We start from the raw sequence: 9,903 nt of genomic DNA, 5'->3' as shown, positions 1-9,903 counted from the left end.
GGCGGCCGCTGCGGGCGGACACCCCCCGCCCCGTCCCCTCCCCGCCGTACGCGGCTGACGCCCCCGCCCGTGGGCGCTTCGCGTCGCACGCGTCTTCCGTCCTCGTCCGTGGCCGTCGCGGGCGGACACCCCCCGCCCCGCCCGTGTCCCTCCGCGCCGTCCGCGACCGCCTGCCGCCGCGGGCATGCGTGCCGCCAGGGGCGGCACGGGTGGGCGCTGGGGATCCCTCCTCCGGGGGAGGCACCTCGCTGACGCCGAGCTGCGTGACGCCCCCGCCCCAGCGACAACCCAGCGGCACTTCCTGACGCCGGGTCGCGCGGCGCCCCGCCCTCAGCGACCACCGGGCGGTACGTCGCTGACGCCGAGCTGCGCACCGCCCCCGCTTTTCCCGCCGCGACGCCGAGCAGCGCACCGTACGGCTCAGCCGCCCGCCGGGCACCTCGTCGGGGGCGGTTACCGTAGATGGCCGTGACCCCACTGGACCGCCTCCGCGCCCGCACGAAGGCGCACCCGATGGCGCTGGACGCAACCCTCGCGTCCGCCGTCCTCGCGGCCATGGTCGCCGGCTCCTTCGTGGACCCCCACGGAGCGAACGGCATCACCTGGGGCCTGCGCACCCCGGACACCCTGAGCCTCGTACTGATGGCGTTCGCCGCCGCCGCGCTCGTGTTCCGCCGCCGCGCCCCCCTCGCCGTACTGGCCGTCACCGGCGGCCTCTCCCTCGTGGAGGCCGTGACGGGCGACCCCCGCGCCCCCGTCGCCATGGCGGCCGTCATCGCCCTGTACACCGTCGCCTCCACCACCGACCGCCCCACCACCTGGCGCGTGGGCCTGCTCACCATGACCGTGCTGACCGGCGCGGCCATGCTCTGCGGCCCCCTGCCCTGGTACGCCCAGGAAAACCTCGGCATCTTCGCCTGGACGGGCATGGCCGCGGCCGGCGGCGACGCCGTACGCAGCCGCAGGGCCGTCGTGGAGGCCATCCGCGAGCGGGCCGAGCGGGCCGAGCGCACGCGGGAGGAGGAGGCCCGGCGCCGGGTCGCCGAGGAGCGGCTGCGGATCGCGCGCGATCTGCACGACGTCGTCGCGCACCACATCGCCCTGGTCAACGTGCAGGCCGGGGTCGCCGCCCACGTCATGGACAGACGGCCCGACCAGGCGAAGGAGGCCCTCGCCCACGTCCGCGACGCCAGCCGCTCCGCGCTCAACGAGCTGCGCGCCACCGTGGGCCTGCTGCGCCAGTCCGGCGACCCGGAGGCGCCCACCGAACCCGCCCCGGGACTCGACCGCCTCGACGAGCTGGTCGGCACCTTCCGCGCGGCCGGCCTGCACGTCGAGGTCGCCCGCACCGACGAGGGCGCCCGGCTGCCCGCCGCCGTGGACCTCGCCGCGTACCGCGTCATCCAGGAGGCACTGACCAATGTGCAGAAGCACGGCGGGCAGCGCGCCAGGGCCGAGGTCAGCGTCGTCCGGGTGGGCCCGAGCATCGAGATCAGCGTCCTCGACGACGGCGACGGCGACCCCGCCGCGTCGGACGGCGGCGGTCACGGACTGCTCGGCATGCGCGAGCGCGTCACCGCCGTACGCGGCACCCTGACCACCGGTCCCCGCTACGGCGGCGGCTTCCGGGTGCATGCGATCCTGCCGGTCAGGAACCGCACCGGCCCGCAGGAGGACCCCGCATGACCATCCGCGTGCTGCTCGCCGACGACCAGGCCCTGCTGCGCAGCGCGTTCCGGGTGCTGGTCGACTCCGAGCCCGACATGGAGGTCGTGGGGGAGGCCGCCGACGGCGCCGAGGCGGTACGGCTGGCGAAGGAGCGGCCCACCGACGTCGTGCTGATGGACATCCGGATGCCGGGCACCGACGGACTGGCGGCCACCCGGATGATCAGCGAGGACCCCGCGCTGGCCGACGTCCGGGTCGTCATACTCACCACCTTCGAGGTGGACGACTACGTCGTGCGGTCACTGCGGGCGGGAGCCGCCGGGTTCCTCGGCAAGGGCTCCGAGCCGGAGGAACTGCTCAACGCGATCCGGGTCGCGGCGGGCGGCGAGGCGCTGCTGTCGCCGACCGCCACCAAGGGGCTGATCGCCCGTTTCCTCGCCCAGGGCGGCGCCGACGACCGCGACCCCGCGCACGCCGAGCGGCTGGACGCGCTGACCGTGCGGGAGCGCGAGGTGCTGGTGCAGGTCGCCGGCGGGCTCTCCAACGACGAGATCGCCGAGCGGCTCACCGTCAGCCCGCTGACCGTGAAGACGCACGTCAACCGGGCCATGGCCAAGCTGGGTGCCCGCGACCGGGCGCAGCTGGTCGTCATCGCGTACGAATCGGGACTGGTACGACCCCGGGTGGACTGACACCCGGAGGCTCGTACTCCACCCGCAGTATGCGCGGCATAAGGAAACGGGACCTGCGGGGTACGGGCCGGGCCCGTGGAGGGCACAGGGTGTGGGGTGGGCGCTCCCCCCGCGCCCCCTCCTCCGCTCCGGCCACTGAAGAGAGACCCTGACCCATGTCCTGGCTGTCCGGATTCAGCCTCGCGCAACGGGCCCTGATCGGGCTGATGTCGATCATCGCGCTCGCCTTCGGGGCCATCGCGATCCCCCAGCTCAAGCAGCAGCTGCTGCCGACCATCGAACTGCCCATGGTGTCGGTCCTCGCGCCGTACCAGGGCGCCTCCCCCGACGTGGTCGAGAAGCAGGTCGTCGAGCCGATCGAGAACAACCTCGAGGCCGTCGACGGCATCACCGGCGTCACCTCCACGGCGAGCGAGGGCAACGCCGTGATCATGGCGTCCTTCGACTACGGCAACGACACCGAGCAGCTCGTCGCCGACGTCCAGCAGGCCGTCAACCGCGCCCGTGCGCAGCTGCCCGACTCCGTCGACCCGCAGGTCGTCGCCGGGTCCACCGACGACATGCCGACCGTGGTGCTCGCCGTCACCTCCGGCGAGGACCAGCAGGCCCTGGCCGACCGGCTCGACCGGACGGTCGTCCCGCGGCTGAAGGACATCGACGGGGTCGGCCAGGTCACCGTCGACGGTGTGCGTGACCTCCAGGTCACCGTCACGCCCGACGAGCGGAAGCTGGCCCGCGCCGGGCTGAGCACACAGTCCCTCGCCCAGGCCCTCCAGGCGGGCGGCGCCACCGTCCCGGCCGGTTCCTTCGACGAGGACGGCGCCAACCGCACCGTCCGGGTCGGCGGCGGCTACACCTCGCTGACGCAGGTCGAGGACCTGATGGTCACCGGCGAGGGCGGCAGGCGGCCGGTGCGCCTCGGCTCCGTGGCGACCGTCCGTCAGGAGCAGGCCCCGGCGGACGCGATCACCCGGACCGACGGCCGGCCCAGCCTCGCCGTGATGGTCACCATGGACCACGACGGCAGCGCGGTCGCCATCTCCGAGGCCGTCGAGGACGCGCTGCCCGCGATGCGCGCGGACCTCGGCTCCGGCGCGACCGTCACCGTGGTCAGCGACCAGGGCCCGGCCGTGTCCAAGGCCATCGACGGCCTGACCACCGAGGGCGGGCTCGGACTGCTCTTCGCGGTCGTGATCATCCTGGTGTTCCTGGCCTCGGTCCGCTCCACGCTGGTGACGGCGGTGTCCATCCCGCTGTCCGTGGTGCTCGCGCTGATCGTGCTGTGGACGCGTGACCTGTCCCTGAACATGCTCACGCTGGGCGCCCTCACCATCGCCATCGGCCGTGTCGTCGACGACTCGATCGTGGTCCTGGAGAACATCAAGCGCCATCTCGGCTACGGCGAGGAGCGGCAGTCCGCGATCCTCACCGCCGTGCGCGAGGTCTCCGGCGCCGTCACCTCCTCCACCCTCACCACCGTCGCCGTCTTCCTGCCCGTCGGCCTCGTCGGCGGCATGGTCGGCGAGCTGTTCGGCCCCTTCAGCCTCACCGTCACGGCGGCGCTGCTGGCGTCCCTGGTGGTGTCGCTGACGGTCGTCCCCGTGCTGTCGTACTGGTTCCTGCGCGCCCCCAAGGGCACCCCCGAGGACGCCGAGGAGGCGCGCCGCAAGGCCGAGGAGAAGGAGGCGAACAGCAGGCTCCAGCGGCTCTACGTCCCCGTCCTGCGCTTCGCCACGCGCCGCCGGCTGACCAGCGTGGCCCTCGCGGCCGTGATCCTGATCGGCACCTTCGGCATGGCCCCCCTGCTGAAGACCAACTTCTTCGACCAGGGCGACCAGGAGGTCCTCACCGTCCGTCAGGAGCTGGCGCCCGGCACCAGCCTCGCCGCGACCGACGAGCAGGCGAAGAAGGTCGAGCGGCTGCTCGACGGTATCGAGGGCGTCAAGGACTACCAGGTCACGGTCGGCTCCTCCGGGTTCCTCGCGGCCTTCGGCGGCGGCACGGACACCAACCAGGCGCAGTACAACGTGATGCTGGCGGAGTCGGCCTCCTCCGACGAGGTCGTGGACCGCATCGAGGCCGGGCTGAAGAAGCTCACCGGCATCGGCACGACCACGGTCGCGGCCGGGGACGGCTTCGGCAGCCAGGACCTCAGCGTGGTCGTGAAGGCCGCCGACGGCGAGGCGCTGCGCCGGGCCGCCGAGCAGGTCCGCGCCACCGTCGCGAAGCTCGACGACGTCACCGACGTGACCAGCGACCTCGCGCAGAGCGTGCCGCGCATCTCGGTCGAGGCCAACGAAAAGGCGGCCGCCGCCGGGTTCAGCGACCAGACGCTCGGCCTCGCCGTCGCCCACGCGGTGCGCGGCACCCCGGCCGCCAAGGCCACGCTGGACGACGCCGAGCGCGACGTCGTCATCCGCTCCGCGAACCCCGCGGGCACCCTCGCCGAGCTGCGCGCGCTGAAGCTCGGCCCGGTGGAGCTGGGTGACATCGCGACCGTGGAACTGGTCGACGGGCCGGTCTCCATGACCCGGATCGACGGTCAGCGGGCCGCCACCGTCACCGCCCGGCCGACCGGCGACAACACCGGCGCGGTGAGCGCCGACCTCCAGTCCAGGATCGACGCGCTGAGGCTGCCCGCCGGCGCCACCGCCGAGATCGGCGGTGTGTCCTCCGACCAGGACGAGGCGTTCGCCAACCTGGGCCTGGCGATGCTCGCGGCGATCGCGATCGTCTTCATGCTGCTGGTGGCGACCTTCCGCTCGCTGGCCCAGCCGCTGATCCTGCTGGTCTCCGTCCCGTTCGCCGCGACCGGCGCGATCGGCCTGCTGGTGGTCACCGGCACGCCGATGGGCGTCCCCGCGATGATCGGCATGCTGATGCTGATCGGCATCGTGGTGACCAACGCGATCGTGCTGATCGACCTGATCAACCAGTACCGAGCCCAGGGCCACGGCGTCGTCGAGGCCGTCGTGGAGGGCGGTCGGCACCGGCTGCGCCCGATCCTCATGACGGCCCTGGCGACGATCTTCGCCCTGCTCCCGATGGCGCTCGGCGTCACCGGCGAGGGCGGCTTCATCGCCCAGCCGCTGGCGGTGGTGGTGATCGGCGGCCTGATCACCTCGACCCTGCTGACCCTGCTGCTGGTCCCGACGCTCTACGCGATGCTGGAGCTCCGCAAGGAGCGGCGCGCGAAGAAGCGCGAGGCCAAGCGCCAGAAGAAGGCCGGCGTGCCGGCCCAGCCGGTGGCGTCGGAGGAGCCGGAGCCCGCGGGGGTGTGACCCCAGCGATCGGGTGAACCGACGGCGGAAGGGCCCCGGACCGTGAGGTCCGGGGCCCTTCCCGCGTTCCGCGGCCGGGCGGTTACGGCAGGGCCAGCATCCGCTCCAGGGCGAGCTTGGCGAACGCCTCGGTCTCCTTGTCGACCTCGATGCGGTTGACCAGCTTGCCCTCGGCCAGCGACTCCAGGGCCCAGACCAGGTGGGGCAGGTCGATGCGGTTCATCGTGGAGCAGAAGCAGACCGTCCTGTCGAGGAAGACGATCTCCTTGCCCTCGGGCGCGAAACGGTTCGCCAGCCGGCGGACCAGGTTCAGCTCGGTGCCGATGGCCCACTTGGAACCGGCCGGGGCCGCCTCCAGCGCCTTGATGATGTACTCGGTCGAGCCGACGTAGTCCGCCGCGGCCACGACCTCGTGCCGGCACTCGGGGTGCACCAGGACGTTGACGCCCGGGATGCGCTCACGGACGTCGTTCACCGAGTCCAGGCTGAAGCGGCCGTGCACCGAGCAGTGGCCGCGCCACAGGATCATCCTGGCCGCGCGCAGCTCCTCGACGGTCAGACCGCCGTTCGGCTTGTGCGGGTTGTAGAGCACACAGTCGTCCAGGGACATGCCCATGTCCCGTACGGCGGTGTTGCGGCCGAGGTGCTGGTCGGGCAGGAAGAGGACCTTCTCGCCCTGCTGGAACGCCCAGTCGAGGGCGCGCTCGGCGTTGGACGAGGTGCAGATCAGGCCCCCGTGCTTGCCGGTGAACGCCTTGATGTCGGCCGAGGAGTTCATGTACGACACCGGCACGACCTGCTCGGCGATGCCGGCCTCGGTCAGCACGTCCCAGCACTCGGCGACCTGTTCGGCCGTCGCCATGTCGGCCATGGAGCAGCCGGCGGCCAGGTCCGGCAGCACGACCTTCTGGTCGTCGGAGGTCAGGATGTCCGCCGACTCGGCCATGAAGTGCACACCGCAGAAGACGATGTACTCGGCCTCCGGGCGGGCCGCCGCGTCGCGGGCCAGCTTGAAGGAGTCGCCCGTGACGTCCGCGAACTGGATGACCTCGTCGCGCTGGTAGTGGTGGCCGAGCACGAACACCTTGTCGCCGAGCTTCTCCTTGGCCGCGCGGGCCCGCTCGACCAGGTCCGGGTCGGACGGCGAGGGGAGGTCACCGGGACACTCGACGCCACGCTCGCTGCGCGGGTCGGCCTCGCGGCCGAGCAGGAGCAGGGCGAGGGGCGTCGGCTGTACGTCGAGCTCCTGGCTCTGGGCGGTGGTCACGACACGCACCCTTTCTGTTCTGCGGCTCGCCGGACCGGGAAGCCGGACCGGCGGGTCATACGGGACGAACTCTTCGACCTTTTCGTCGAAATGACGCTATCTATCATAACCGCTTCACGTCAGTTTGACGATGGCCATAGTGTCGATGTGACATGAATCCCGCGACCGTCCTGATGTCACCCCCTGGCGGTCCGGACAGGACGTTTTCCGCTTCCCGGCCCGTGTGCGAGCATGAAGAAGGACCGGCCCGGCGTGAACTCCATGGACCGGCCCGGAATGAATCCGAGGCCCCGCCGGTTGCAACCGTCGGCAAGCAGTCTCCGTACAACCCGGGAGAGATGTAGATGTCCGTATCGGACGAGACCAGCACCGTCACCGACGGCATCATCCTGACCGACGCCGCCGCGTCCAAGGTCAAGACCCTGCTCGACCAGGAAGGCCGTGACGACCTCGCCCTGCGCGTCGCCGTCCAGCCCGGCGGCTGCTCCGGCCTGCGCTACCAGCTCTTCTTCGACGAGCGCTCGCTCGACGGCGACGTCGTGAAGGACTTCGGCGGTGTGAAGGTCGTCACGGACCGCATGAGCGCTCCGTACCTGGGCGGCGCCACGGTCGACTTCGTCGACACCATCGAGAAGCAGGGCTTCACGATCGACAACCCGAACGCGACCGGCTCCTGCGCCTGCGGCGACTCCTTCAGCTGACCCGCGGCCCCCTGCGGCGGCCCTCCGGGGCGAGCCGTGCGAGCCACGACGAAGGCGGCGCTCCCGGCGTGACCGGGAGCGCCGCCTTCGTCGTGTGTGCCGCGTGAGCCGTCCGGCGTCCGCGGCGCCGTCGTGGCCGCTCGCGCAGTTCCCCGCGCCCCTTTCGGGGCGCGGTCGTGGCCGGGTCGCGTGACTTCCGAGCCCTTTGGGGGCGCGGTCAGCGGGCCATGGAGGTCTTAGGCAGCCGGGCACCCGGCTTGTCCAGCGGGACCCCGTGGCCGCCCGAGTCCACCACCCGGCGGTCACCGACCGGCTCGTCCAGCTGCACGGTCCGGTGGAACTCCTTGGCGATCATGATGCACACCTTGTCCGGCCATGGCTTCTCGGTCACCGTCACCGTCACCCGCTCCGCGTCCTCCGCCGCCTTCACCGCGTAGTCCGCGCACACCCCGCCCGTGAAGCGCACGGTCAGCTCACGGCCCTCGGCCGCGTACGCCTCCACCTGCACGTCACGCGGCGCCGGCGCCGCGGTCGGCACGTCCGGGCCCGTCGGCCGCGGGCTCGGCGGCGCGGTCGGCTCACCGGGCGGTACGTCCGAGGGGACCGGCGTCGGCGCGACCAAGAAGCGGGGCTCCACCGCCGGGTGCGTCACCGTGAAGGAGTCCTGCGCGCCCGGCGCCCGCACCTCGAACAGCCACGACGGCACCAGCGTCTGCCGCGCGCCCACATAGTGCGACGCGAGACCGAACACCGCGTCCCGCACCTCGATCTCCTGCGGCCGCGCCGGCTCCGGCTCGCACGGTGCGACCGGCTCGGTCCCGTCCTCCAGCGGCACCGGGCTCGCACAGCCGCCGACGCCCGAACCCTGGCCGGTCTGGCCCGCGTTCATCTGCTCCAGCGTCTCGCCCGCCCCCAGCACGGGGTACGTGTCGCCCTTCACCGGCGCCTCGAGCTGTCCGCTGCCGCCGACGACCTCGCCGTCCACACCGATCGTCAGCCCGGTCATCCAGCCGTACGTCGGCAGCCCGCCGATCACCGGGTCGGCGTTCACCACGCGCTGCGCGCCCATGACCTGGCTCGCGTCGACCTTCGCGTCGTCCTGGCCGACCGCCTTCAGCACCGGGGCGGCCGCCTTCTTCGCCGCCTCCTCGCTCACCGGGTCGTCGGCCGGGGCCATCGGGCCGCGCTGCGGGCACTCGGTGGTGCTCTTGCAGTTGTCCGTGCCGGGGGCGTAGCGGTGGAAGGTCCAGGTGCCCGGCGCGTCGAGGTTCACCTGGAGGGTCGGGCCGAAGCCGTCCTTCGCGCCGATCCGCCAGGACCGCCCCTGGAGCACCGGCGTCCCCTCCACCCCGAGCGCCGCCGCGAGCCGGGCCACCTCGGCCTTGTCGACCTGGCCCCGCGCACGGAACACGGCCGCGGAGCCGGGGCCGTCGGGCAGCTCGCCCGATGCCCGGTAGACCGCGCCGTACGGGTTCGGCTCGCCCGGCGCGATGCCCTCGCCGCCGCCCTCGGAGTAGCCGTCGATGGGGAGCGGCGGGGGAGTGCCGTCGCCGCCGGCCGCCCCGGAGGCGGTCTCGCCGCCCGAGCGGTCGGCCGCGGACGCGGCGAGATAGGCCCCGCCGCCCGCGACCAGCAGCACGGCGGCGGCGACGGAGGCCGCGACCAGCGGCGACCGGCGGCGCCCGCCCGTGGACGGCGCCTCGCCGGACGCCCGCGCGGCGAGACGCACGGTGTGCTCGTCGGGGTCGTCGCCTGCGGAGAGCGCGGGCGCGGGCGACGGGAGGCCCTTGGGCGGCTCGGCGGCCGCGGCGGGCTCGTGGTTCTCGGCCCGCTCGCCGTCCGCCGCAGGAGCGGTGTCCTGCGGGGCTTCGGGAGCGTCGGCCGCCCTGCGCGCGTCGGACGGCTCGGCGGCGTCCGGGGCTTCGGGCGTCTCGGTTCCCGCTTCGACTTCAGCTTCGGCGTCGGCTTCCGCCTCGGCTTCGGCTTCGGCGTCGGCCTCCGCCTCGGTCGGGTCGGCGGTGCTCGCGTCGGCCGGGGCCGTCTCGGCCGGCCCTGCCGTGTCGAGTGGACGCTCCGCGGCCCCGGCGGAGTCGCTCGCGCCGGGGCTGTCGGCGGCGCCGGCCTCACCCGTGACGGCGTCGTCGCGGTCGGGGTTGTCGGGTCGCTCGGTGTTCACCGCATCGCTCCTGCTGCTGGAGGGCCGTATCCCACATCCCCACCACGGGGGACGGCGATGAGACGTAGCAGGGGAGCGTGCGGTTCCCTCCGGCGCGGGCGTTCAGCCTCCTGGGTGA

Annotated in this window: 6 protein-coding genes; 4 read left to right on the top strand and 2 right to left on the bottom strand. The window is 73.2% G+C overall.

Features of this window, described 5'->3' with window-relative positions; translation table 11 throughout:
- Positions 1 to 468 precede the first annotated feature (468 nt).
- The 3 genes from ACFYR0_RS20705 (at position 469) to ACFYR0_RS20695 (ending at position 5,641) form a co-directional block, all read left to right on the top strand.
- A complete protein-coding gene (locus ACFYR0_RS20705; RefSeq protein WP_389329790.1) occupies positions 469 to 1,686 on the top strand; it encodes a sensor histidine kinase in 1,218 nt (405 codons plus the stop codon).
- Positions 1,683 to 2,360, top strand: coding sequence for a response regulator (locus tag ACFYR0_RS20700; protein WP_389329787.1), 678 nt, complete (start codon positions 1,683 to 1,685; stop codon positions 2,358 to 2,360). The genes ACFYR0_RS20705 and ACFYR0_RS20700 overlap by 4 nt, the downstream gene beginning before the upstream one ends.
- Before the next feature lie 155 nt (positions 2,361 to 2,515).
- The gene (locus ACFYR0_RS20695) at positions 2,516 to 5,641 is read left to right on the top strand and encodes an efflux RND transporter permease subunit (protein ID WP_389329784.1); all 3,126 of its coding nucleotides are present in this window, start codon (positions 2,516 to 2,518) and stop codon (positions 5,639 to 5,641) included.
- Positions 5,642 to 5,723: 82 nt separating this feature from the next.
- Here the strand turns inward: ACFYR0_RS20695 and nadA are convergent, their stop codons facing one another.
- On the bottom strand, positions 5,724 to 6,908 hold the full coding sequence (nadA, locus tag ACFYR0_RS20690) for a quinolinate synthase NadA (RefSeq protein WP_389329781.1): 1,185 nt from the start codon (positions 6,906 to 6,908) through the stop codon (positions 5,724 to 5,726).
- A 344-nt stretch (positions 6,909 to 7,252) separates the two neighbouring features.
- Here nadA and erpA point away from each other — a divergent pair, with 344 nt between their 5' ends.
- Entirely contained in the window at positions 7,253 to 7,609 is a 357-nt protein-coding gene (gene erpA, locus ACFYR0_RS20685) for an iron-sulfur cluster insertion protein ErpA (RefSeq protein ID WP_356688991.1), read from the top strand.
- 217 nt (positions 7,610 to 7,826) lie between these two features.
- On the opposite strand, the gene ACFYR0_RS20680 is transcribed toward erpA, so the two are convergent.
- On the bottom strand, positions 7,827 to 9,785 hold the full coding sequence (locus ACFYR0_RS20680; RefSeq protein WP_389329778.1) for a hypothetical protein: 1,959 nt from the start codon (positions 9,783 to 9,785) through the stop codon (positions 7,827 to 7,829).
- Positions 9,786 to 9,903 lie beyond the last annotated feature (118 nt).

Source organism: Streptomyces sp. NPDC005017, assembly GCF_042873115.1.
In the GTDB taxonomy this organism is placed as follows: Bacteria; Actinomycetota; Actinomycetes; order Streptomycetales; family Streptomycetaceae; genus Streptomyces.
The sequence above is the reverse complement of the archived record's forward strand: the minus strand, read 5'-3'. Positions and strand labels throughout refer to the sequence as shown.